The following is a 23,409-nucleotide window of genomic DNA, read 5'->3' as shown; positions in this document are numbered from 1 at the left end:
ATGGTGTAAGGCAAGCTAGCCTTATGCTGTAAGGCGGTCAAGGGGAGCGACGCGGGAGGTACGGATGCCGGAGGCGGGCAAAAGACGGCGCAGGACCACGGCGCGCACCCCGCTGAGCCGTGAGCGGGTGATCGGCGCGGCGGTGGCGATCGCGGACGCGAAGGGCTCCGCCGCGCTCACCATGCGGGCCATCGCCGAACCGCTGGGCGTCGAGGCGATGTCGCTCTACCACCACGTCGCGGGCCGGGAGGACGTCCTCGACGGCATGGTCGACGCCGTGTTCGGCGAGATCGACCTGCCGCCGCGCGACACGGACTGGAAGAGCGCCATGCGCCACCGCGCGGTCTCCGCCCGCACCGTGCTGCGGCGCCACCCCTGGGCCGTGCCCCTGCTGGACTCCCGCTCCCGGCCGGGACCGGCGACCCTGCGGCACCACGACGCCGTCATCGGCGCCCTGCGTGCCGGAGGGTTCTCCGTCGCGATGACGGCGCACGCCTTCTCACTGATCGACAGCTACCTGTACGGCTTCGTGATCCAGGAGTTGAGCCTGCCGTTCAGCGGCTCGGCGGAACTGGGCGAGGTCGCGGGCGCGATCCTCGACGCCATGCCCGCCGACGCCTACCCCCACCTCGCCGAGCTCGCCACGGAGCACGCCCTCGATCCCGGATACGACCACGCCGACGAGTTCACCTTCGGTCTCACCCTCATCCTCGACGCCTTGCAGCCGGACGAGAGCGCGAGAACGTAGGGCCCTGGGGGCCGGCCGGGGCGCGCGGGTAGTCTGCGCTGCATGATCAACTCATGTGCGGATGCGGCGAGTTCCGCCGATATCGAGGTCGCGACAGCCGCGGCGAGCGCCGGTGCGGACGTGGTGCGCACCCTCTACGGGCAGCGGCTCGCCCGGATCGACAAGGGCGCCGGGGACTTCGCCACCGCCGCCGACGTGGCGGCGGAGCAGGCGATCCTCGACGTCATCCGCGCCGCCCGGCCCGATGACGCGGTGCTCGGCGAGGAGGGCGGGCAGCACGGCGGCGACGACGTCGAGCGCCGGTGGCTCGTGGATCCCCTGTGCGGCACCCTGAACTACGCCGTCGGCAACCTGCTCGTGGCCGTCAACGTGGCGCTGCGCGACGGGGCGGCGGCGGTCGCCGACCCCTTCAGCGCCGAGGTGTTCCGCACCGACGGCACGTCCGCCTGGGTGCGGCAGGACGGCGTCGACACCCCGTTGGCGCCGACGTCCGCCACCCGGCTGGTGGACGTCAACCTGGACCCGCCGTTCCCGAGCGCGCCCGGGTTCCGGGCCGTCGACCTGCTGGCCCACCCCGACTTCGGCGGGCGGTTCCGGCCCCGGGTCGTGTCCACGACGCTGGCGCTGGCCTGGGTCGCCGCCGGCAAGCGGGCCGCGTACGTCACCGACGGCGGCGACCTGTCGGGCAGCGTGCACTTCGCCGCGGGCATCGCGCTGTGCCGGGCCGCGGGCTGCGTGGTCACCGGGGTCGACGGCGCCCCGGTCGGGCGGGGCGGCCGGGGCCTCGTGGCGGCGGCGGACGCCGAGACCCATGGGCTGCTGATGTCGATGATCCGCGGCTGAAGCGGACGCCGCGTTCCGGCTGCGCCTTCGCCGTGAGGGGTTCGCCCTGAGCGGTTCGCCCGCAGCGGCGCGCGGGCGCTGACGCGGGGCGCGGGTTCGGCCGGGCGCGGGCTCTGCCGCAGCCGGGGCGGTCGGAGCGGTCCTGGGACCGCCGTGTGCCGCTCGTCGAGGAAGGCCGGGGAGCCGGTCCACGACGAGCGGTGTGCCCGCCGCCGATGTCAGCCGCGCTACCGCCTGCTGCCCCTCAGGCGGCCCGGCCTCACGTCAGATGCCGGGTGAGGAACTGGGCCGCGGCGTCCCCCGCGAACTGCGGGACGCCGGTGTGCCCGCCCATGTTGGCGTGCAGGGTCTTCTCCGGGGAGCCGAAGGCGTCGAAGAGGTCCAGGGCCGCCTGCCGGTCGTTCCCTTCGTCGTCCCACTGCAGCAGGACGTGCAGCGGGATGGTGACCCGGCGGGCCTCCTCGAGGACGGCGCGAGGGATGAAACTCCCGGCGAACAGGACGGCGGCCGAGACGCGCGGCTCGACCACCGCGAGCCGGGTCCCGATGGAGATCACGCCTCCCGAGTACCCGACCGGACCGCCGATCTCGGGCAGTGCCAGGAGGGCGTCGAGGGCGGCCTGCCACTCCGGGACCGCCTTGTCGACCAGGGGGAGGATGAGGGCGTCGATGATCTCGTCGCCGACCGGCTCACCGGCCGCCATCGCCCCGCGCAGGTCGGCGAGGGCCTGCTCGGTGGCGGGCAGGCGGGGCCGGTCGCCGCGCCCGGGGAGCTCGATGGTGGCCGTGGCGAAGCCGTCGGCCGCGGAGCGCCGGGCCCGGGCCGCCAGCCGGGGGTACACCTCGCGCAGCCCGAGGGGAGGAGGGCCGAGCAGGATCAGCGGCACCGGTGCGGACGCGGACGCGGGGGTCCACAGGATGCCGGGGAGCTCGCCGAGGGTGAACTCGCGCTCGACGACGCCGTCGTCGAGGAGCCGTTCGGAAGTGACGTGCATGGTCGTGCCTTTCGGGAGTGCGCGTGAACGGCGCTCCCGGACGACCTACCGCCCGACCGTGACCCCGGAGGGGAGCACCCATGTCGATACAGCGTTCACGGGTACCACCTCCTCGTTCTCTCGCACGGCCGCCGGAAACCTAGCAGTGGCCACCCTGGCCGGCCAACGGGTTTTCGGCGGCGAGTCCGTGGCCGACCGGAGCCGTCGCCCGCCGGCCACATCCTTTACGCACGACCGGCTGGATCGAGGCGGTCCGATACCGAGGTGCGCGACGTAGGCTCGTGCGCCATGGGTGAACGCTCGTGCGTCCTGGGAGAGAGTCCGCGCGGCGAGGGCGGGCGCCGCACGCACCGCCCGGGTCCGGTGGCCCTGGTCGTGCTGCTGCTCGTCAGCGCGCTGCTCGGCGCGGGCACGGCACCGGCCGCCTCGCGCAGCACGGCTCTCACGTCCGCCGCCCCCTCCGCCGACGGCATCCCCCGCCTCACCGACGACCGGGGCCGCACCCTCACCCTCCGCGGCTGGAACGTCGAGGACAAGCAGCACACCGGTGAGGACGCCCTCAGCGCCATCACCGAGAAGCACTTCGCGGACCTGCGCGCAGGCGGCTTCAACTTCGCCCGTCTGCTGGTCTTCTGGGACGACCTGGAGCCGCGGCGCGGCCAGTACAGCGAGTCGTACCTGCGCAAGATCCGACGGGTCCTCAACTGGGCGCACCGGCACGGGATCCACGTCGTCATCGACGCCCACCAGGACGTGTTCGGGCCCGCTTTCGGCCATCGCGGCATCCCGGAGTGGGCGACCCGCACCGACGGACTGCCCTTCACGCCGCACCCCGACGACTGGTTCGCCGAGTACTTCGAACCCGCCGTCCAGCGCGCCTTCACCCACCTCTACCAGGACGCGGACCTGAGGCGTGCCCAGGAACGCATGTGGCGCCTGCTGGCCGACCGCTTCGCCGCCCACCCCGCCGTCATCGGCTACGACTTGATCAACGAGCCGATGGGGGAGCTGCGCGCGGGCGAGGACCTGGCGACCGCCGCCCGCCGCATCGAGGCCGTGCACCTCACCCCGATGTACAACCGCCTCGCCGACGCGATCCGCACCCGGGACCGCACCAACTGGCTGTTCGTCGAGCCGACCCCCATCGTCGGCGAGGGCGTGCCCACCGGCCTCGGCCGCATCCGGGACCAACGGGTCGTGTACGCGCCGCACTTCTACAACGCCGCCATGGAGGCGGGCGCCGACTACGACCCGGCCGGGGGCTGGATCGCGGCGTACGAGAACGCCGTCACCGCCTACCCCCGCGAGCAGAGGATCCCGGTCGTCGTGGGGGAGTGGGGCCCGCTGAACAGCGGCCTGCCGAACATGCGCCGCTTCCACGACGACGCGCTCGCCTCGTTCACCCGCTACTCGTCGGGGTGGGCGGCCTACGTGTGGTGCTACGGCGGCGGCTACTGCGCCCTCGACGGCGACGGACGCTTCCGTACCAACAAGGAGCGCACCGCCACGCCGTACGCCCCCGCGGTTGCGGGCGCCGTGCGGGCCGAGGGCCACGACGCGGAACGCGGCACGTATCGCCTCGCCTACCGGGCGGCGAAGCGGCCGGGTACCAGCGTGCTGTCCCTGCCGCCGAGCGCCACCGGCTGGCGGATCACCGTGTCGGGCCACAAGGCGTGGGCCGGTGCGCGGAGCGTGCCGCCCGGGCCTGCGCGTCGGGTGTGGGTGCGGGCGCCCGGCGGTACCGACGTGGTCGTGACGGTACGGCCGGGCTGTGGTGGTCGATGCTGAGGCGGCCCGCCCTCCCCGGTGGTGACACCTGCCCCCGGGCGGCGGTGTCCGCGCTCAGTGGCGGTGGTGGTCGCGCCGGACGAGGATCGAGCCCGGCAGGCGCAGCGACGACGAACGCCGTCCGTCGGAGCTGATGGTGTGGTGCCCGCGCCTCCCGCCCAGCGTGATCGACCACTTGCGGCCGTTGATGTGCAGGTGGACACCCGGCAGGACCCGGAACGACTTGCGGAACGTGATGGACATGGTCGACTCCTCGAACTCCCATGACCGGCCGGGGAGTTGACCCCCGCCCGGTGCATACCCCGTCCCGCACACCCTCGCGCACGGCCCCCGTCCCGAGCGCCTGCCGACCGATCCCGTAGCCAGGCCGTGACAATGCCCCCACATGTCAACGGCCGAGGTGGGCCGGGGACTCTCCGGCCTGCCGCGGCCTCGACCGTGCTGGTCGGCCCGGTCAAGCCTGGGCGGCCCGGTCGAGGCCGGTCAGTACCGGCCGTCGACCGGAATCCAGCCGGACCACGTCTCGGGCTGGTAGAACTTGCCGTTGCCGCTGTCGTAGCGCATGACCCGCAGCCGGACCTTCCCGTCCTCGCGGTAGTCCTTGTCGCACGTCGCCCACGTGTTCACGCCGAGCCTGTTGACGCAGACCGCGGCGGGACGGCCGTAGTCGGTGTAGATTCCGACGGCCGCGGACATGCCGTCCTTCTCCGTGTCGCGGGCCCAGACGATGTCGCCGCTGTGCTCGAAGCAGCCCCGCGCGCCGTAGACGGCGGTCGATCCGAGGCACGCGCCGGACGCGGCAGCGGCCTTGGGCGCTCCGTCCATGAACGGCACCGGCGTCTCGGGCGCCGGGGCGATGCCTTCGAGGATCTCCACGTCCATGGGCATCTGCACTTCCTGCAGGCCTCCTGGCGGCTCCTCCGCGAGTGCGGGCGTCACCGTGACGGCCGAGACCGCGAGTGCCGACGCGCCAGCGAGAACACTCCATTTCACACGCCAGTTGGCACGCATGATCCACTACCCCCGCCCCCTGACCCCTGATCCGGGGCCACTGTTTCAATTGTGAACGGGATGTGAGGTTAATGGATCTGCGTATGCGGGGGAAGGGGCTTCCGGCGCGTGACAAGGCGCGCACTCGCGCCGGGACGCCTACGGTCGCGACGGTCTGACCTGCGGCGCCGGCCTCACCGCGCGTCAGGCTCCCCGGCCGCCGGCGCGCCGTCGGTGCTCTCGGAGAACGACACGTCGAGGGCGCACTTCTGCGGGATCTCGGCGGCGGAGGTCGCGCACTCCGTGGAGTCCCGCCCCTCCGCCTCCGGCGCGCCCGCCTGACGCTTGCCCGTCTCGATCCGCCCCTGCACGTCGTCGACGACGGACTTGTCGGATCCGGAGGGGTTAGCGGGCCGGCTGGAGTCCGCGGCATCCGACGAGGAGGAACAGGCCGCCGCACCAGCCGTGGCGCACAGGACGAGTGCGGCAGAGGCCGCGGCGGTACGAAAGCGCATGAAGGTCCCCCTACGCGGACGTTCGGACATCCGAATCGTTAGTTGATCCACCATGCCACACCTGTGCGCAATCCCGGTCTGTGGGACTGGTGTTGAGCTGTGTGCGTGCTGAGTCCGGCCTGCGGTCCTGGGGCAGGGCGGAGGGGTTTGGTAATACCCCCAAGGCGGGGTCACCCCTATACTTCCCGGATGCGAGCGACGATGATCAGACGTGCTGTCAGGCAGGACGCAGAGCGCCTCACGGCGCTGGTGCGAGGAGCTGAGGCCTATCGGGGGCAGTACGCCTCGATGACCGCCGACTACCGGGTCACCCCCGACTACATCGCCCGGCACCAGGTCTTCGTGGCCGGGGACGAGAGCGGGCGGGTGCTCGGGTTGTACGCCCTGGTGCTCGAACCCCCGGAGCTGGACCTGATGTTCGTGGCGGACGAGGCTCAGGGGATGGGCGTCGGCCGCCTCCTGGTCGCGCACATGACCGAGCAGGCGGGGAACGCCGGACTCGGTGACGTGCGCGTGGTCTCGCATCCTCCGGCGGAGCCGTTCTACCGACGCCTGGGCGCCGAGAGGGTGGGCACGGTCGCTCCGTCGCCGCCGAAGGTCGCCTGGGAACGGCCGGAGTTGCGGTTCGTGATCAGTCGACAGGCGGCAGCCGACCGTGTGCTGGGCGATGAGGCGTGGCGCGGGCGGCTGCGTGGAAGCGCTGGTCGGGTGAGTTGCCAGGGTCCGGGCATGACACGGCTGAAGGTCGAGACATCCGTTCCCGAGAGCCATGCGGAGGCCGTGCTCGAGAGGGCGACGTCGATGGGCGGGAGGCCTGCCACGGCCGAGTACGTCAAGAAGCGGCCCTAGTCGGCGATCCGGCCCAGGAGTGCGGGCAGCGCCGTCCCGATCGGTTCGCGTACGACCTCGTCGGCCCGGTCGTCGTACGGAGTGGGCTCGGCGTTGACGATGATCAGGCGGGCGCCGTGCTCGGCGGCGCGGCCCGCGAGGGCCGCGGCGGGCTGCACCTGGAGGGTGGTGCCGACCGCGATGAACACGTCACAGGCCTCCGCGATGGCCACGGCCTCGCCGAGGACCGCCGGATCGAGACGCTCGCCGAACATCACCGTCGCCGATTTGAGGATGCCGCCGCACTCCAGGCACGCCGGGTCGCTCTCGCCCGCCTCGACGCGGGCCAGTGCCTCCGTCATCGGACCGCGCGCCCCGCACTCCGTGCACATCACCGTGCGGGCGGTGCCGTGCAGCTCAAGGACCTTGCGGTCCGGCATCCCGGCGAGCTGGTGCAAGCCGTCCACGTTCTGGGTGATGACGCGCACCGGCACCCCGGAGCGCTCCAGCGCCGTCACGGCGTGGTGCGCGGCGTTGGGCTCCGCCTGGAGCGTCCGGTTCGCGCGCCGCATCTGCCACGAGCGGCGCCTGATCTCCGGATCGCCCATGTAGTACTCGTACGTCACGAGCTTCTCGGCGTCGGGGTCGCGCCGCCACAGGCCGTTCGGCCCGCGGTAGTCCGGGATGCCGGAGTCCGTGGAGATGCCGGCTCCGCTGAGGAGGGCGACGAGGGGATTGGTCATGGCGTCGAGCCTAGGCGGGGGGTGCCGGTGCGGGCCATGGGATTCGCGTGGGGAGGCGCGGCGCTCCGGCGCCCCGGTGCGATGTCCTGATCTGTGGGACACCTGTCCTGACCGCCATGGCGCCGCCCTGTTGCCCACGTGATCCTTGAGGTGCAGGAAGACACGCAGAGGGCCGTACGGAGAGGCGGGCGGAGACATGGGTGTGGAAGCGAGGACGCTGAGTGACTGGGTGAGGGGAGCGGCGTGGACGTGAGGGTGCCCGACACGAGGGTGGCACGGGAGGCCACCGAGCTGATCCGTGACACCACCGGTGAGCTGATCTACCACCACTCGCGCCGGGTGTACTTCTTCGGCGCGGCGCAGGGCCGCAACCGCGGCCTGAGCTTCGACCCCGAGCTGCTGTACGTCGGCGCGATGTTCCACGACGTGGGGCTCGGCGAAGGATCGCGCCGAAGCGGCCGGCGGTTCGAGGTGGACGGCGCCGAGGAGGCGAAGCGGTTCCTGCGGAGCCACGGGCTGCCCGAGGACAGCGTCCGCCGGGTGTGGACGGCCATCGCGCTGCACACGACGCCCGGCATCCCCGAGTTCATGGAACCGGAGGTCGCCCTCGTGACGGCGGGGGTCGAGTACGACGTGCTCGGCATCGGCTACGACGACATCCCCGCAGCCGACCGCGAAGCGATCGTGGCCCTGCACCCCCGCCCGGACTTCAAGCGGCGCATCCTCCACGCGTTCACGGAAGGCATCCGCCCCAAGCCCGAGACGACCTTCGGCAACGTCAAGGCGGATGTCCTCGATGCCTACGTCCCCGGGTTCGAGCGGGGCGACTTCGTCCGCACCGTCCTGGACTCGCCGTGGGCGGAGTAGCCCGCGAGGGGAGGGCCGAGAGCGCCGGAAGCACGGGGAGCACCCGTACGGCCGGGAGCACCCGTACGGCCGGAAAGGGGAGGCGGCACGTCGTCGTCCTCGTTGCCTTCGACGGCGTGCAGCTCCTCGACGTGAGCGGCCCGGCCGAGGTCTTCACCACGGCCAACTCCTACGGCGCCCGCTACGACCTGCGCGTCGTGTCCACGACCGGACACGACGCATGGACGTCATCGGGGGTGCGCGTCGGTGTCGACACCACCCCGGCCGAACTGCCGCGCCGCATCGACACGCTGGTCGTCCCCGGCCGCCGCGACTGGCGACGCGCGGTCGCCGACACCGACCTCGTCGGCCTGACCGCGGCGCTCGCCGCCCTCGCCCCACGGGTCACCTCCGTGTGCGCGGGGGCGTTCGTCCTGGCCGAGGCGGGGCTCCTGGACGGCCGACGCGCCGCCACGCACTGGGAGCTGGCCCGGGAGCTGGCCACCGCCTACCCGCGGGTGCGGGTCGCGGCGGACCCGCTGTTCGTGCGGGACGGGCCCGTCGTGACCTCGGCCGGGGTGACGGCGGGCATCGACCTGGCCCTCGCCCTGGTCGAGGACGACCACGGCGCGCACCTCGCCCGCGACGTCGCCCGCCAACTCGTCGTCTTCATGGCCCGGCCCGGCGGCCAGTCGCAGTTCAGCAAGAGGCTCGCGCCGGAGCCCTCCAAGGGGACGGTCGTGCGCCGCGTCATGGACACCGTCACCGCCGACCCCACGGCCGACCACAGCCTCGACTCGCTGGCCCGGCAGGCGGGAGTGAGCGCCAGGCACCTGGGCCGCCTGTTCCGCGCCGAGACCGGCATGACGCCCGGGCAGTACGTCGAAGCCGTACGCCTCGAAGCGGCCCGGGCCCTCCTGGAGGCGGGCCCCGACACCGTCGAAGAGGTCGCGCGGCGCGCCGGGTTCGGCTCGTCGGAGTCGCTGCGCCGGGTGTTCCAACAGCACTTGGGGGTCGCGCCGACCGCGTACCGGGCCCGGTTCCGCACCACCGCGGAAGCGGTCGGTGCTCACGTCCCTTGAGGGCGGGGAGCGGTCGGAGCGCTCCCACGAACAGAAGTTCTCCCCGGAAGGGGTGCGACAAGGCGATCGGCGGGTATGCGGGGATCATGCTCGTCGCGCTGCGCGGCGGCGGGCACTTGTCTCGGCGGCCCACAACAGGAGGCGACCCATGAACGAGCACTACGCTCTCCACCAGCTTCTGCACCTCGTCGACCGCAGCGAGCAGCACGCGATACGCCCCGACGAAGCCGCCGAACTCCGCGCCGCGATCCGCGCGCTCTACGCCCGCCCCGCGGCCGACCGTGAGATCGCCCTGCACCGGCGCATGACCAAGGCAGTGGAGGCGGCCGTCGACGACTACCGCGAACTGACCTGTCAGTGGACCGAGGCGGACGGCACCACCCAGGAGATCGCCCGCAGGGCCACGGCGGCCGCGTTCGGCGCGGTCCGGGCCGTGGTGCCGATCGACGAGGAGCCCCGCAAGGCCGTTTCCGGCGGCCTTGGGGTCGCCGTGACGGACGGAGTGACCACGAGGGCGCGGCGGGTGCCCGCCTGAGCGGATCCGCTCCAGGTCAGTGCGTGAGCGCGGCCCGTGCCACCGCGACGGCCTGCTCGGCGTAACCCCGGCCGAAGAGCACGGCGTGCACCAGGAGCGGGAACAGCTGGTGCACGCCGACGCGTGTGCGCCAGCCGTCCGCGAGAGGGGACGCCTCCTGATAGCCGTCCAGTACGTCGTCGAGGTGCGGGCAGCCGAAGAGGTGGAGCATGGCGAGGTCGGTCTCCCGGTGTCCGCCGTGCGCGGCCGGGTCGATCAGCCAGGCCTGCCCGTCGGCGCCCCACAGGACGTTGCCGTTCCACAGGTCGCCGTGCAGCCGGGCGGGCGGCTCCGCGGGTCCGGCGAGTTCGGGCAGCCGTGCGCAGGCCCGCTCGACGACGTCCGCCTCGGCGGGGCACACCGTCGCGTCGTCGACGGCCCGCCGCACGTAGGGGAGCACGCGGTGCTCGGCGTACCAGCGCGGCCAGTCGTCACCGGAGACGTTCCGCATGGGGGCGAGCCCGATGTACGCGTCCTCGGTGCCGTCGGGCGGCGGCGCGCCGAACGCCGGGGCGCCGCAGGCGTGCAGGGCCGCCAGGTCGCGGCCGAACCGGACGGCTGCCCGGGCGGTCGGCGCGCCCTGCGGGACGCGGTCGATCACCAGCCAGCGCCGGTCGTGCCCGCGCACGGCAGGGACCCGCACCGTGCCGGACTCCGCAAGCCAGCGCAGCCCGGCCGCCTCGGCCCGCGCCGCCCCCGGCGCGTCGGCGCGCTTGACGACGACCGACTGCCCACCGTCGAGGGCGACTTCGGTGAGCGCGCCGGACAGCCGGCGCTGTTCGGCCGCCGGGTGTCCGGTGAGGCGGGCCGCCGCGGCTGCCGGGGTCTCGGCCGGGTGGGTGGGGTCTGTCGGGGGTGTCACCTCGTTGAGTCCCTTTCGGTGCGGGTCGGTGCGGGTCGGTGCGGGTCGGTGCGGGTCGGTGCGGGCGAGTCGGGGAGGGGCCGGGGCGGCCGGGGCGTGGTTCCCTTACCGGCCGCCCCCGGCCGTCGCCGCCGTCCGCGCGGTCGGCACGACGACCGGCGCGCCGTCCGACGGCGCGAACAGGATCTCCGTGTCGATGCCGTACAACTCGCGCACCAGATCGGCGTCGATGGTCTCGCGCGGCGGCCCCGACGCCACGACGCGGCCGTCGCGCATCGCGACGACGGTGTCGGCGTAGCGGGCCGCGGCGGCGAGGTCGTGCACGACCATGACGACGGTGCGGCCGCCCGCGGCGATGTCGCGGACCAGGTCGAGCACTTCCACCGCGTGACCGATGTCGAGTGCGCTGGTCGGCTCGTCGAGCAGGACCACCGGGGTCTCCTGGGCCAGCGCCATGGCGAGCCAGCAGCGTTGGCGCTGGCCGCCGGAGAGTTCGTCGAGGCGGCGCTCGGCGAGCGGGGTCGTGCCGGTGGCGTCCAGCGCCCTGGTCACGGCTTGTTCGTCCGCGCGGGACCACTGCCGGAACAGGCCCTGGTGCGGGTGGCGGCCGTAGCGTACGAGGCCCGCGACCGTGACGGCCTCGGGTGCCTGCGGGGACTGGGGGAGCAGGGCGATGCGGTGCGCCGCCTCGCGCTGGCGCAGCCGCCACACGTCCGCGCCACCGGCCAGGACCCGCCCCGCATCAGGGGCGTGCAGCCGGGCCATCGTCCGCAACAGGGTCGACTTGCCGCAGCCGTTGGGGCCGACGACGGCCACCACCTGCCCGGAGCCGATCGTGAGGTCGACCTGGTCGACCACGGTGCGGCCGGCGTATCCGGCGGTGACTCGCTCGACGCGCAGTTCCACTGTGTGCCTCGCCCTTCCCGGGGGATGTGAGGCAACCCCTTGCCTCGCAACTGTAAGGTAAGGCTAACCTTAGTCTCTGCCGAGGGGTGGCGCGGCCGCATGGCCGTGCGCTCCTTCGCGCAGTCATGTCCCATGGAACACGGAGCCTTCGATGAACCTGCCCCGCAGATCCCTTCCCCTCGTGCCGCGCCGCGCGGCACAGGCAGTCGCAGCCCTCGGGGCGGCCGCGCTGCTCCTGACCGGATGCGGTTCCGACTCCGGCTCGGACAAGAAGGACTCCAAGGGCGCCTCGGCGGGCGAGGCCTCCGGCACGCGCACGGTGAAGGACGCCACGGGCCGCACCGTCAAGGTCCCCGCGCACCCCAAGCGCATCGTCACCCTGACCCAGGAGGACCTGGACGCGGTCCTCGCCCTGGGCCTCGAGCCCGTCGGCATCACCAACGGCCAGGGCCTCGACAAGCCGCCGGCGTACCTGGCCGACAAGGTCAAGGACATCGACGTCGTCGGCAACCTGCTCCAGCCCGTCATGGACAAGGTCGTCGCCGCCAAGCCCGACCTCATCCTGGCCGGCGACATGCAGGACGAGCAGGTCCTCAAGCAGCTCCGCGAGATCACCCCGGCCACCCTCGTGACGATGGCGCCCACCGATGAGTGGAAGCTCTCCTTCCGTGGCATCGGCAACGCCGTGAACAAGCTCGACAAGGCCAACGAAGTCATCTCCGACCACGAGTCCGCCGCGAAGGCCGCGGGTGCGAAGCTCGGCGCCGACAAGGGCGCCGAGGTGTCCATCGTCCGCTGGAACCCGGACGGCCCCAGCTGGATGGAGAAGAAGCAGTTCGCCAGCGGCGTCGCCCTGGAGATGGGGCTGAAGCGGCCCAAGGCGCAGAACAAGGACGGCAACGCGCACACTCCCTCGCTGAGCCTGGAGAAGATCGACCAGATCGACGGCGACTGGCTGTTCCTCTCGACCCTGACGTCCGACGGCGAGAAGGCCCTGAAGGACGTCCAGTCCAAGCCCGCGTACAAGGAGCTGGGCGCCGTCAAGAAGAAGCACGTCGTGACCGTGAACGGGTCGGTCTGGTCCACCCGTGGCGGGCCGCTGGCCAGTGACGTCGTGCTCAAGGACATCGTCAGGGCGCTGTCGAAGTCCTGACGGCCCGCCAGGTCCTGACGTGCCGTCGGGGCCGGTAGCCGACCGGTTCCGACGAGCCGTCGGTGGCTGTGGCCGCTCCCCGATGGAGCCCGGGGAGCGGCCGCGTCGGCCACGTGGGTGTCAGTCGCCGGGGCTCTGCCCGGCGGCGCGGGCGAAGTCCACCGCCGTCCACGCCATCGCCGTCGCCCCGTCGAGGAGGGCTTGCTCTCCCGCGGGGGAGAGTGCCGCCTGCGCGAACTCCGGCTCGTGCGGGCCGCAGGCGCCGCCGCTGATGTCGAGCACCGGGTGGATGGACGGCACGACGTGCGACACGTTGCCCATGTCGGTGCAGGCGAACGGCGGGCGCTCCACCGGCTCCGGCCGCCCGAGCGCCCGCGCGTTGCGCGTCCACAGCTCGGTGAGGGCGGGGTCGCCGCGGAAGTCCAGGTAGTCCGGCTCGGGCCGCTCCAGCGTGACGCCGCAGCCCGCGGCCAGCGCTCCCGCCCGGAAGCAGTCCTCCACGCGGGCGCGCAGCTCGGTGAGGTCCTCGGCGGCCGACGCCCGCAGCTCGTACGAGGCCGTCGCGCGGGCCGGGACCGCGTTGGGGCTCGTGCCCGCCTCTGTGGTGATGCCGTGCACTCGCCACTGCGACGGCAGGTGCTGGCGCAGCAGCCCGAGCGCGACCTGCGCGACGGTCAGGGCGTCGGCGGCGTTGCGGCCCTCGTGCGGGTTGAGGCTGGGATGCGCGGCGCGACCGGTGTACGTGACGGACAGGGTGCCGAGCGCGAACGACCGGAAGTCGGACATCTCGAACGGGCACGGGTGCACCATCATCGCGGCGTCCACCCCGTCGAACGCCCCGGCGTCGAGCATCAGCGCCTTGCCCGCGCCGCGCTCCTCCGCCGGGGTCCCCAGCACCCGTATCCGCAGGCCGAGTCCGTCGGCGAACGGGGCGAGGGCGAGGGCGGCGCCGACCCCCGCGGCGGCGATCAGGTTGTGGCCGCAGGCGTGTCCGAGGTCCGGCAGGGCGTCGTACTCGCAGACGACCGCCACCGTCCGCGGCCCCGCGCCGATCGTCGCGGAAAAGGCGGTGTCCAGGCCGTACGCGGGTGATTCGACCGCGAATCCGGCCGCCGCCAGGGACTCGGCGCACCAAGCGGCGGCGAGGTGCTCGGTGAAGGCCGTCTCCGGGTGGCCGTGGATGCGGCGGCTCAGGGCGACGAGGGCGTCGCGGTGTCCGTCGACGCGTTGCCGCACGGCGGACTTGAGGTCGTCGGGGGCGGCGGTGGCGCCTTCGGTCGCTGCGGCTTCGCCGTGGGTGGGGTGCGGCATCGGTCCTCTTCGTGTGCGGGGGTGGACGGAACGGTTCGCGTCAACACCCCTGAGAACATAGCTTAGGCTTACCTAACCTCGCGCTGGTGGTCCGGTGCGCTCGATCCCCGAGGAGTTGTACACATGCATCCGCGTCCGGACGACGTGTTCCCGCTGCTGACGCCGCAGGCCGGCATCCACTACGCGCAGCAACTGGACCCCGGCGGCGCCGCGTTCCACACCGCGGACGTCGTGGAGATCCGCGGGGCCCTGGACGAGGACCGCCTGGAGCGCGCCGTGCGCCGGACCGTCGCGGAGGCCGACACGCTCCGCCTGCGCGTCACCGAGGTGGACGGCGAGCCGCGGCAGTGGGTGCGGGAGGCGGCGTACGCGACGGACCTGCCCGTGCACCGGATCGACGTGCGCGCCGACGCCCGGCCGGAGGAGGCCGCCGACGCCTGGATCCGCGCCGACCTGGCCCGCCCCGCCGACGCCGGGGACACCGCGGACGCCGGGGACACCGCAGACGCCGGGGACGGGCACGGCCTGATGACCCAGGCCCTCATCCGCGTCGCCGACGACCGCACGTGGTGGTACCAGCGCGTCCACCACATCGCCGTCGACGCCTACGCCCTCCAGCTGATCGGCCGCCGCGTCGCCGAGCTGTACACCGCGTTCACGGCCGGCCCCGAGGCTCCGGCCCCCGCCTGCCGGTTCGCGCCCCTGCGGGAACTCGTCGACGACGAGGCCCAGTACCTGGCGGGCGACCGTCTGGCCACCGACCGGGCGTTCTGGGCGGAGCGCATGGCGGACGCCCCCGCACCGGTGACCTTCTCCGGCCGCCCCGCGACCGGCGCCACGGGCGAGCTGCGCAAGGCGACGGCCGAACTGGCGGGCCTCGACCGGATCTCCGCCGCCGCCACCGCGGCCAACGCCACCTGGGCGGAGCTCGTCGTGGCCGCCGCGGCCGCCCACCTGCACCGGATCACCGGTGCCCCCGAGGTCGTGCTCGGCCTGCCCGTCACCAATCGCCGCGGCCCCGCGGCCCTGCGCACCCCCGCCATGACGGTGAACGTGCTGCCGCTGCGCATCGCGGTCCGCCCCCAGGACAGCGCGGCCGAACTCCTGCGCCGCGTCGTCCTGGAGATCCGCGCCGTGCGCCGCCACCAGCGCTACCCGCAGGCCGCCCTGCGCCGGGACCTCGGCCTCGGCTCCGCCGCCGCGCCCCTCACCGGCCCCATGGTCAACGTCAAGCCGTTCGAGGGCGACCCCCTGGACTTCGGCGGCCTGCCCGGCACCGTCCGCAACCTCGCCGCGGGCCCCGTGGAGGACCTGGCGATCGGCGCCTGGCCCGGCCGCGACGGCGGTCTCGTGCTCAGCCTCGACGCCGCCGCCGACCGCTACGACGCCGACGAACTCGCCCGCCACCGGGCTGCGTTCCAGCACCTCCTGCGCGCCCTGACCGATCAGCTCCTCGCCGACCCGCACCGCCCGCTCGCCGCGCTCGACCTGATGTCCGCCGACGAGGTGCGCCGTGTGACGTCCGGTCGGGGCGAGGAGCCCGTTACGACGACCGTGCCCGCCGCCTTCGCCGCGCAGGCCGCCCGGACCCCCGACGCCGTCGCCGTGCGCTGCGGCGACCGGGCCCTCACCTTCGCCGACCTCGACGCCGCCGCCAACCGGCTCTCCCATGAACTGGCCGCCCGCGGCGTCACCGCCGAGACGCCCGTCGCCCTCGCCCTGCCGCGCGGCACCGACATGGTCGTCGCCCTGCTCGCGGTCCTGAAGGCGGGCGGTGTCTGCCAGCCCCTGGACCTCGGCCACCCGGCCGCCCGCACCCGCGCCGTCCTCGCGGACGCCCGGCCCGTGTGCGTCCTCGGCACCACCGTCACCCTGGCCGCGCTGGCGCCGCACAGCGTGCCCGAACTCGCCCTGGACGAGGCCGAAGTGCGGGCCGCCCTCGCGGCGAGACCCGCCCAGGTCCCCGCGGCCGCGCCCGCCCCGGACAGCGCCGCCTACGTCATCCACACCTCCGGCTCCACCGGGCGCCCCAAGGGCGTCGTCGTCACCCACGCCTCCCTGGCCAACCTCTTCGCGGGCCACGGCGCCGACCACATCGCCCCGGCCGTCGCCCGCACCGGCCGCACCCGCCTGCGCGTCGCCCACAGCGCCTCGTTCGCCTTCGACGCGTCCTGGGACCCCGTCTTGTGGATGGTCCACGGCCACGAACTGCACCTGCTCGACGACGTCACGTACCGCGACCCGGCGGCCCTCACCGCCTACGTCGACGCCCACCGCGTCGACTACCTCGACGTCACGCCCTCCTACGCGCAGGCCCTGCTCGCCGAGGGCCTGCTCGACGACGGCAGGCACCGCCCCGCCGTCCTCGTCGTGGGCGGCGAGACCGTGCCGGAGCCTCTGTGGAGACACCTGTCCGCCGTCCCCGGCACGCATCCGCTCAACTTGTACGGGCCCACCGAGACGACCGTCGACGCCTACTACTGGACCGGCGCCGACGCCGACGGCCGGCCTGTGCGCGCCGGCCGCGCCTACGTCCTCGATTCCAGCCTGCGCCCCGCCCTCGACGGCGTCGCCGGTGAACTGTACGTCGCGGGCGCCTGCCTCGCCCGCGGCTACCTCGGACGGCCCGACCTGACCGCCGAGCGCTTCGTCGCGGACCCCTTCGGCCCGCCGGGCGAGCGCATGTACCGCACCGGGGACCTGGTGCGCCGCCGGGCCGACGGCACCCTGGAGTTCCTGGGACGCACCGACGACCAGGTGAAGATCCGGGGCTTCCGCATCGAACTCGGCGAGATCCAGAGCGTCCTGGCCGCGCACCCCGGCGTGGCACAGGCCGCCGTCATCGCCCGCGACGGCGTCACCGGCAAGCGGCTGCTCGCGTACGCGGTGCCGCGCACGGGAGCGGGGGAGGGCGCCGGCACCGGGGTGGGCCCTGCCGCCGACGCGGCCCCCGCCCCTGGGGCGGATCCTGTCGTCGGGGTCGACCCTGCTGTCGGGGCGGATCCTGCCGTCGCGGTGGACGCCTCCGCGCTGCGCGACCACTTGGCCGCCGTCCTCCCCGCACACATGGTCCCCACGACCGTGACCCTCCTCGACGCGCTGCCGCGCACCGCCAACGACAAGCTCGACCACCGCGCCCTGCCGGAGCCGCAGACCCCCGCCGCAGGCCCGGCCGACGCGGCGGCCGGCACCGCCGATGCGCACACCGAGACCATCCGCGGGCTCTTCGCGGACCTCCTCGGCCTCGACGGCCCGGCGCACCCCGACGCCGGGTTCCTCGACCTCGGCGGGCACTCCCTGCTCGCGGCCCGCCTCGCCGCCCGCATCAGGGAGACCTTCGGCGCCGCCGTCTCCCTCGCCGACGTCTTCCGCACCCCCACGCCCGCCGGGCTCGCGGCGCTCGTGCGGGCCCAGGAGGTCGAGGGCGCACCGGACGACGACCAGGACACCGCGTCCCCCCGCACCGCCGTCACCCCCGTCCCGCGCACCGGAGACCTGCCCCTGTCGCCCGCCCAGCAGCGACTCTGGTTCCTGCACCGCCTGGAGGGGCCGAGCGCCACGTACAACATTCCGCTCGCCCTCAGCCTCGAAGGCCCCGTCGACCGGGACGCCCTCACGCTCGCCCTGCACGACCTGAGCGCGCGGCACGAGACGCTGAGGACCGTGTACCCGGTCGAGGACGGCACCGACGACGACCTGCCGTGCCAGCGGATCCTCGACGCGGACGACCTCGCGGCCCGACCCCTCCTGCACCTCGCCGCGCCCGGCGACGACCTCGCCGACGCCGTGCGCCACTGCTTCGACCTCGCCGCCGAACCCCCGCTGCGCGCCACGCTGTTCACCACGGGACCCGACCACCACACGCTCCTGCTGCTGCTGCACCACATCGCCGGTGACGGCGCCTCCACGACACCCCTCGCCCGGGACCTCGCCACGGCCTACGCCGCCCGGATCGCGGGCCGCGCCCCGCAGTTCGCCCCGCTGCCCCTGCAGTACGCCGACCACGCCGCCCACCAACAGCGCCTCCTCGGCACCGCCCAGGCGCCGACGGCCCGCGCCGAACGGCACCTGGCGTACTGGAAGCAGGCCCTCGCCGGGCTGCCCGACCAGCTGGAACTGCTCACCGACCGGCCCCGCCCCGCCGTCGCGTCGCACCAGGGCGACACCGTCCCCTTCCACCTCGACGAGGCCGCGCACTCCGCCCTGCGCAGGCTCGCCCGCGCCACCGGCACCAGCGTGTTCATGACCGTGCAGGCCGGACTCGCCGCCCTGCTGACCCGGCACGGCTGCGGCACCGACATCCCCCTCGGCACGCCCGTCGCGGGCCGCGCCGACGACGCCACCGCCGACCTGGTCGGCTTCTTCACCAACACCGTCGTGCTGCGCGCCGACACCTCCGGCGACCCCACGTTCCGTGCCCTGCTCGACCGGGTGCGCGCCACCACCCTCGGCGCCCACGAACACGACGCGCTGCCCTTCGACCACCTCGTGGAGGCGCTCAACCCGGCCCGCTCGCTGTCCCGGCACCCGCTCTTCCAGACGATGCTCGCCTGGCAGTCCGTCCCCGACACCGCCTTCGCGCTCGCCCCCGGCCTCAGCGCCCGCATGACCGCCGTGCCGTCCGGCACCGCCAAGTTCGACCTCACCCTCAACGCGGGTGAACTGCCCGGCGGCGGCATCGGCGGATTCCTCGAATTCCGCACCGACCTGTTCGACCGCGCCACCGCCCAGGCGCTCGCCGACCGTCTCGCCCGGCTGCTCACCGCCGCCGCCACCGCCCCCGACACCCCCCTCGCCCTGCTCCCGCTCCTCAGCCCCGAGGAACTGCGCCGCGCCCTGGTGGACGGCAACACCCAGGCCCTGCCCGGCGGCCACACCGAGCCCGCCACCCTCGCCGAGCGCTACGAAGAAGCTGCCCGCAGCCACCCCCAGCGCGTCGCCGTCAGCCACGACGGGCAGCAGCTCACCTACGCCGAACTCTCCGCCCGCGCCCACCGCCTGGCCCGGCTGCTCGCCGCCCGCTCCATCGGCCCCGGCTCGATCGTGGCCCTGGCCCTGCCCCGCTCCCTCGAACTCGTCACCGGGCTCCTCGCGGTGTCCCTGTCCGGCGCCGCGTACCTGCCGCTCGACCCGGACTACCCGGCCGAGCGCCTCGCGTACATGCTCGCCGACGCCCGGCCCGCAGCCGTCGTCACCGACACGGCCACCGCGCCCCGGCTGCCCGCCCACGACCTGCCGGTCATCACCGTCGACGGCGACACGATGGCCTCGTACGCGGACACACCGCTGCGCGACGAGGACCGCACCAGGCCCCTCGCCCCCGCGGACCCGGCGTACGTCATCTACACCTCGGGATCCACCGGCCGCCCCAAGGGCGTCGTGGTCTCCCACCACAACGTCACCCGGCTCCTGACCGCCACCGACCACTGGTTCGGCTTCGGCCCCGACGACGCCTGGACGCTGTTCCACTCCTACGCCTTCGACTTCTCCGTCTGGGAGCTGTGGGGCGCCCTCCTGTACGGCGGCAAGGTCGTCGTCGTACCGCACCTCACCAGCCGCGACCCGGGCGCCTTCCTCAGCCTGCTCGCCGAGGAGCGCGTCACCGTCCTCAACCAGACGCCATCCGCCTTCTACCAGCTCGCCGCCGCCGACCGCGACGCCCCCGGCACCGAACTCGCGCTGCGCTACGTCGTGTTCGGCGGCGAGGCACTGGAGCTCGGGCGGCTCGCCGACTGGTACGAACGGCACGCCGAGGACGCGCCGACGCTGGTCAACATGTACGGCATCACCGAGACCACCGTGCACGTCACCTACTTCCCGCTCGACCGCGCCACCGCAGCCGCTGCCACCTCGTCCACCATCGGCGTCAACATCCCCGACCTGCGCGTGTACGTCCTGGACGACCGCCTGCAACCGGTGCCGCCCGGCGTCACCGGCGAGATGTACGTGGCAGGGGAAGGCGTGGCCCTCGGCTACCTGGGACGGCCCGAGCTGACGGCGACGCGGTTCGTGGCCGACCCCTACGCGCACCTCTTCGGCGACCGCGGCAGCCGCATGTACCGCTCCGGCGACCTCGCCCGGCGCCGCGCCGACGGCACCTTGGAGTACTTCGGGCGCGCCGACCACCAGGTGAAGATCCGCGGCTTCCGCATCGAACTCGGCGAGATCGAGGCGGTCCTGGCCGCGCACCCCGACGTCGCGGACGCGGCCGTCGTCGTCCGCGAGGACACTCCCGGCGACAAGCGCCTCGTCGGCTACGCCGTGCCCGCCCCGGGAGCGGACGGCGTGACGGCCTCGGACATGCGCGAACACGCCGCCCGGCACCTGCCCGTCCACATGGTCCCCTCGGCCGTCGTGCTCCTCGACCGGCTCCCGCTCACCGGCAACGGCAAGCTCGACCGCAAGGCCCTGCCCGCGCCCGGCGCGCCCGCGGCCACCGGTGGCGGCCGCGCCCCGCGCACCCCGCGCGAGGAACAGCTCTGCGCGATCTTCGCCGACGTGCTCGGCCTCGAACGGGTCGGCGCCGAGGACAACTTCTTCGACCTCGGCGGGCACTCGCTGCTCGCCGTGCGCCTCGCCGCCCGCGTCCAGGCGGCGTTCGGCACCGACGTGTCCATCGGCACCGTGTTCCAGTCGCCCACCGTCGCCGCCCTCGACGCGGTGCTCGACGCCGACCGCGAGGACGACCCGCTGGACGTCCTGCTGCCGCTGCGCCCGGCCGGTGACCGCGCCCCGCTCCACTGCGTGCATCCGGCCGGCGGGCTCAGCTGGTGCTACGCGGGCCTCATCCGGCACCTGCCGCCGGACGTGCCCGTCTACGGCCTCCAGGCCCAGGGCGTCGGCCCCGCCACCGCCGCACAGCCGCTGCCCGCGACCCTCGAGGAACTCGCCGCGCACTACGCGTCCCGCGTCCGCGAGGTCCAGCCGAGCGGCCCCTACCGGCTCCTCGGCTGGTCCACCGGCGGCATCATCGCGCACGCCGTCGCCGCCCACCTCCAGGCCGCGGGCGAGGAGGTCGAACTCCTCGCGATCCTCGACGCCTACCCCGCCGAGGGCTTCCGCGACCTGCCCGAATCCGACCACGCCGAAGCCCTCGAATCGCTTCTGACGATGGGCGGCTACGGACCCGACAGCCTGGCGGGCAAGGCACTGACGACCGCCAACGTCGTCGACGTCCTCCACCGCGAGAACAGCCCCCTCGCCGCGCTCCCCACCACGACCATCGAAGCCCTCGCCGCCGTCTACCTCAACACCAACGACCTGGTGCGGCGCTACGACCACCGCCGGTTCGACGGCGACGTCCTCTTCTTCCGGGCCACCGTCGACACCATCGACGACGCCCTGACGCCCGACACCTGGGCGCCCCACGTGAGCGGACGGATCGACAACACCGACGTCGCCTGCTCCCACAAGGACATGACCCTGCCCGAGCCGATCGCGCACATCGCCCGCGTGGTCGCCGACCGCCTGACCGATCTGGAGAAGTGACCCCATGTCCGTGACCGGCGACACCCCCGCCAACCCCTTCGACGCGGACGGCCCCACGAGCACCTTCGTCGTCCTCGTCAACGAACTGCGGCAGCACTCCCTGTGGCCGCTGTTCGCCGACGTGCCCGACGGCTGGACGGTCGTGTACGGCCCCTGCCCGCGCGCCGCCGCGCTGGAGTGGATCACCGCGCGTGACGCCGGGGCGCTCGCCCGGTGAAGGGCCGTCCCGTACGCACAGGCCCGCTCTCGCCGAGAGCCGCCGTCGTGGTCGTCTACGTGGCCGCGATGTGCATGAGCGGCCTGGACTCCACGATCGTCAACCCGGCGCTCTTCACCATCGCCGAGGACTTCGGCCGTCCCGTCTCCGCCGCCAACGCCGTCGAGACGGCCTTCCTCGTCGCCCTGGCCCTGACCCTGCCCGTGGCGGGCTGGCTCGGCGACCGCTGCGGCACCAAGCGCGTGTTCCTCGGCTCCCTCGCGGTCTTCACCGCCGCATCCGCGCTGTGCGGCCTCGCCCAGGACCTGCCGACGCTCATCGCGGCCCGCGCCGCGCAGGGCCTCGCGGGCGGCCTGCTCACCCCGGTCGGCATGACCCTGCTGTTTCGGACCTACGCCCCGCACGAACGCGGCAAGCTGGCCAAGGCACTCATCGTGCCCACCGCCCTCATGCCCGCGCTCGGCCCGCCGCTCGGCGGTCTGCTCACCGAACACGCCTCCTGGCACTGGCTGTTCTTCGTCAACGTGCCCATCGGCCTGGCCGCCCTCCTCATCGGCGTCCTCGGCCTGCGCGAGCACGTCGAGGGCACCGAAGGACCCTTCGACCGCACCGGCTTCTGGCTGGCCACCCCGGGGCTCGGCCTGCTGACGTACGCCCTCGGGCACGGACCCGCACACGGCTGGAGCAGCCCGCCGGTGGCCGCCGCCGCAGTCCTCGGCGCGCTCCTCCTCGTCGCCGCGGTCCGTCACTTCCGCCGTGCCGCCGAACCCCTCCTGCGCCTTGGCCTGTTCACCGACCGGGACTACGGCACGGCCTCGGCGCTCGCCGTCCTCACCGCCGCCGGACTCATGGGCCTGCTCTTCGTCTTCCCGCTGCTGTACCAGGCGGCCCTGGGCGCCTCCGCGCTCGACGCCGGGCTCAGCGTGTTCCCCGAGGCGCTCGGCCTGATGCTCGCCTCACAGGTCGTGGACCGGCTCCTGCCGCGCCTCGGCCCCCGCGCCCTCACCGTGCCCGCGCTGCTCCTCGCCACCGTCGTCTTCGCCCTCCTCGGCATGCCCGGCGTCGCCGACGACGCCTGGGCCGTCCGGCTCCTGATGTTCCTGGTCGGCCTGGTCCTCGGCACCGCCGTACTCACCGTGCAGCTCGCCGGGTTCGAGTCGATCGCCCCGCCCGACATGGGCCAGGCCATGGGGCTCTTCCAGATCGTCCGCACCCTCGGCGGCGCCGTCGGCATCGCGCTGTGCGCGGCCGTGATCGGAGGCGGCGGCCACGGCGGCGCCCCGGACGCCGGACCGTTTCGGGCAGCGGTGTGGGGGACGGCGGCGCTGGTCGCGGTCGGGGCGCTGGTGGCGCTGCGCCTCCCGGCCGAGGCGCCGCAGCCGCCGCCGTACGAGGACGGGGCGGACGACGGCGTGCAGGCGGAGGGGGACGCGGTGGCGGCCTGAGCCCTCCTGGTCCGAGCACCGTCCTGGTGTTGCGGGCATGGCCGTGCTCGGACCACGGCCCCCAGGTGGGGGCCGC

General features: G+C 74.0%; 18 protein-coding genes and 1 pseudogene. 11 read left to right on the top strand and 8 right to left on the bottom strand.

Annotation, left to right across the window (positions count from 1 at the left end):
* Positions 1-64 precede the first annotated feature (64 nt).
* Together QUY26_RS01200 and QUY26_RS01195 are read left to right on the top strand one after the other, a co-directional pair.
* Positions 65-748, top strand: a complete 684-nt coding sequence (locus QUY26_RS01200) for a TetR/AcrR family transcriptional regulator (protein ID WP_289943222.1) — start codon at positions 65-67, stop codon at positions 746-748.
* Positions 749-790: 42 nt separating this feature from the next.
* On the top strand, positions 791-1,591 hold the full coding sequence (locus tag QUY26_RS01195) for an inositol monophosphatase family protein (RefSeq protein WP_289943221.1): 801 nt from the start codon (positions 791-793) through the stop codon (positions 1,589-1,591).
* 259 nt (positions 1,592-1,850) lie between these two features.
* On the opposite strand, the gene QUY26_RS01190 is transcribed toward QUY26_RS01195, so the two are convergent.
* Positions 1,851-2,585, bottom strand: coding sequence for an alpha/beta hydrolase (locus QUY26_RS01190; protein WP_289943220.1), 735 nt, complete (start codon positions 2,583-2,585; stop codon positions 1,851-1,853).
* A gap of 288 nt (positions 2,586-2,873) precedes the next feature.
* On the opposite strand from QUY26_RS01190, the gene QUY26_RS01185 reads away from it, so the two are divergent.
* Positions 2,874-4,373 carry a glycoside hydrolase family 5 protein gene (locus QUY26_RS01185; protein ID WP_436840242.1) on the top strand — a complete coding sequence of 500 codons (1,500 nt, stop codon included), beginning with the start codon at positions 2,874-2,876 and terminating at the stop codon, positions 4,371-4,373.
* Between the two features lie 54 nt (positions 4,374-4,427).
* On the opposite strand, the gene QUY26_RS01180 is transcribed toward QUY26_RS01185, so the two are convergent.
* The 3 genes from QUY26_RS01180 to QUY26_RS01170 form a co-directional block, all read right to left on the bottom strand.
* Positions 4,428-4,616: a DUF4236 domain-containing protein gene (locus QUY26_RS01180; protein ID WP_289943219.1), complete on the bottom strand. Its 189-nt coding sequence runs from the start codon at positions 4,614-4,616 to the stop codon at positions 4,428-4,430.
* Positions 4,617-4,856: 240 nt separating this feature from the next.
* Entirely contained in the window at positions 4,857-5,384 is a 528-nt protein-coding gene (locus QUY26_RS01175; RefSeq protein ID WP_289943218.1) for a hypothetical protein, read from the bottom strand.
* A gap of 173 nt (positions 5,385-5,557) precedes the next feature.
* Positions 5,558-5,878 (bottom strand): hypothetical protein, encoded by a 321-nt coding sequence (locus QUY26_RS01170; RefSeq protein WP_289943217.1) that lies wholly within the window; start codon positions 5,876-5,878, stop codon positions 5,558-5,560.
* A 189-nt stretch (positions 5,879-6,067) separates the two neighbouring features.
* On the opposite strand from QUY26_RS01170, the pseudogene QUY26_RS01165 reads away from it, so the two are divergent.
* Positions 6,068-6,514, top strand: a pseudogene (locus tag QUY26_RS01165) (GNAT family N-acetyltransferase); the annotation flags it as partial.
* Positions 6,515-6,723: 209 nt separating this feature from the next.
* On the opposite strand, the gene QUY26_RS01160 reads toward QUY26_RS01165, so the two are convergent.
* The gene (locus QUY26_RS01160) at positions 6,724-7,449 is read right to left on the bottom strand and encodes an SIR2 family NAD-dependent protein deacylase (protein WP_289943216.1); all 726 of its coding nucleotides are present in this window, start codon (positions 7,447-7,449) and stop codon (positions 6,724-6,726) included.
* Between the two features lie 249 nt (positions 7,450-7,698).
* Between QUY26_RS01160 and QUY26_RS01155 the strand changes: the two genes are divergently transcribed.
* The 3 genes from QUY26_RS01155 (at position 7,699) to QUY26_RS01145 (ending at position 9,912) form a co-directional block, all read left to right on the top strand.
* Positions 7,699-8,316 carry an HD domain-containing protein gene (locus QUY26_RS01155; protein ID WP_289955365.1) on the top strand — a complete coding sequence of 206 codons (618 nt, stop codon included), beginning with the start codon at positions 7,699-7,701 and terminating at the stop codon, positions 8,314-8,316.
* Positions 8,304-9,377, top strand: coding sequence for a GlxA family transcriptional regulator (locus tag QUY26_RS01150; protein ID WP_289943215.1), 1,074 nt, complete (start codon positions 8,304-8,306; stop codon positions 9,375-9,377). The genes QUY26_RS01155 and QUY26_RS01150 overlap by 13 nt, the downstream gene beginning before the upstream one ends.
* A 148-nt stretch (positions 9,378-9,525) precedes the next feature.
* Complete coding sequence (locus QUY26_RS01145; protein WP_289943214.1) at positions 9,526-9,912, top strand: hypothetical protein; 387 nt, start codon at positions 9,526-9,528, stop codon at positions 9,910-9,912.
* Positions 9,913-9,928: 16 nt separating this feature from the next.
* On the opposite strand, the gene QUY26_RS01140 is transcribed toward QUY26_RS01145, so the two are convergent.
* Together QUY26_RS01140 and QUY26_RS01135 are read right to left on the bottom strand one after the other, a co-directional pair.
* The gene (locus QUY26_RS01140; RefSeq protein ID WP_289943213.1) at positions 9,929-10,813 is read right to left on the bottom strand and encodes a fructosamine kinase family protein; all 885 of its coding nucleotides are present in this window, start codon (positions 10,811-10,813) and stop codon (positions 9,929-9,931) included.
* Positions 10,814-10,918: 105 nt separating this feature from the next.
* On the bottom strand, positions 10,919-11,719 hold the full coding sequence (locus tag QUY26_RS01135) for an ABC transporter ATP-binding protein (protein ID WP_289943212.1): 801 nt from the start codon (positions 11,717-11,719) through the stop codon (positions 10,919-10,921).
* 151 nt (positions 11,720-11,870) lie between these two features.
* Between QUY26_RS01135 and QUY26_RS01130 the strand changes: the two genes are divergently transcribed.
* Complete coding sequence (locus QUY26_RS01130; protein ID WP_289943211.1) at positions 11,871-12,872, top strand: ABC transporter substrate-binding protein; 1,002 nt, start codon at positions 11,871-11,873, stop codon at positions 12,870-12,872.
* Positions 12,873-12,992: 120 nt separating this feature from the next.
* Here the strand turns inward: QUY26_RS01130 and QUY26_RS01125 are convergent, their stop codons facing one another.
* A complete protein-coding gene (locus QUY26_RS01125; protein ID WP_289943210.1) occupies positions 12,993-14,183 on the bottom strand; it encodes a M20 family metallopeptidase in 1,191 nt (396 codons plus the stop codon).
* Between the two features lie 123 nt (positions 14,184-14,306).
* On the opposite strand from QUY26_RS01125, the gene QUY26_RS01120 reads away from it, so the two are divergent.
* Genes QUY26_RS01120 through QUY26_RS01110 form a run of 3 tightly spaced genes read left to right on the top strand, consistent with a single transcriptional unit; the run spans position 14,307 to position 23,333 of the window.
* Entirely contained in the window at positions 14,307-21,671 is a 7,365-nt protein-coding gene (locus tag QUY26_RS01120; RefSeq protein WP_289943209.1) for an amino acid adenylation domain-containing protein, read from the top strand.
* Between the two features lie 4 nt (positions 21,672-21,675).
* A complete protein-coding gene (locus tag QUY26_RS01115; protein WP_289943208.1) occupies positions 21,676-21,888 on the top strand; it encodes an MbtH family protein in 213 nt (70 codons plus the stop codon).
* A complete protein-coding gene (locus QUY26_RS01110; protein ID WP_289943207.1) occupies positions 21,885-23,333 on the top strand; it encodes a DHA2 family efflux MFS transporter permease subunit in 1,449 nt (482 codons plus the stop codon). Before QUY26_RS01115 ends, QUY26_RS01110 begins: the two co-directional genes overlap by 4 nt.
* Positions 23,334-23,409 lie beyond the last annotated feature (76 nt).

Origin of the sequence: Streptomyces flavofungini (genome assembly GCF_030388665.1) — a bacterium.
GTDB lineage: Bacteria > Actinomycetota > Actinomycetes > Streptomycetales > Streptomycetaceae > Streptomyces > Streptomyces flavofungini_A.
This window is presented reverse-complemented; position numbering and strand designations above follow the sequence as displayed.

What these genes read in the sequence shown, in the direction of transcription:
- QUY26_RS01200 (WP_289943222.1), top strand. Translation starts at nt 65, where the DNA reads ATGCCGGAGGCGGGCAAAAGACGGCGCAGGACCACGGCGCGCACCCCG.
- QUY26_RS01195 (WP_289943221.1), top strand. Translation starts at nt 791, where the DNA reads ATGATCAACTCATGTGCGGATGCGGCGAGTTCCGCCGATATCGAGGTC.
- QUY26_RS01190 (WP_289943220.1), bottom strand. Translation starts at nt 2,585, where the DNA reads ATGCACGTCACTTCCGAACGGCTCCTCGACGACGGCGTCGTCGAGCGC.
- QUY26_RS01185 (WP_436840242.1), top strand. Translation starts at nt 2,874, where the DNA reads ATGGGTGAACGCTCGTGCGTCCTGGGAGAGAGTCCGCGCGGCGAGGGC.
- QUY26_RS01180 (WP_289943219.1), bottom strand. Translation starts at nt 4,616, where the DNA reads ATGTCCATCACGTTCCGCAAGTCGTTCCGGGTCCTGCCGGGTGTCCAC.
- QUY26_RS01175 (WP_289943218.1), bottom strand. Translation starts at nt 5,384, where the DNA reads ATGCGTGCCAACTGGCGTGTGAAATGGAGTGTTCTCGCTGGCGCGTCG.
- QUY26_RS01170 (WP_289943217.1), bottom strand. Translation starts at nt 5,878, where the DNA reads ATGCGCTTTCGTACCGCCGCGGCCTCTGCCGCACTCGTCCTGTGCGCC.
- QUY26_RS01160 (WP_289943216.1), bottom strand. Translation starts at nt 7,449, where the DNA reads ATGACCAATCCCCTCGTCGCCCTCCTCAGCGGAGCCGGCATCTCCACG.
- QUY26_RS01145 (WP_289943214.1), top strand. Translation starts at nt 9,526, where the DNA reads ATGAACGAGCACTACGCTCTCCACCAGCTTCTGCACCTCGTCGACCGC.
- QUY26_RS01130 (WP_289943211.1), top strand. Translation starts at nt 11,871, where the DNA reads ATGAACCTGCCCCGCAGATCCCTTCCCCTCGTGCCGCGCCGCGCGGCA.
- QUY26_RS01125 (WP_289943210.1), bottom strand. Translation starts at nt 14,183, where the DNA reads ATGCCGCACCCCACCCACGGCGAAGCCGCAGCGACCGAAGGCGCCACC.
- QUY26_RS01120 (WP_289943209.1), top strand. Translation starts at nt 14,307, where the DNA reads ATGCATCCGCGTCCGGACGACGTGTTCCCGCTGCTGACGCCGCAGGCC.
- QUY26_RS01115 (WP_289943208.1), top strand. Translation starts at nt 21,676, where the DNA reads ATGTCCGTGACCGGCGACACCCCCGCCAACCCCTTCGACGCGGACGGC.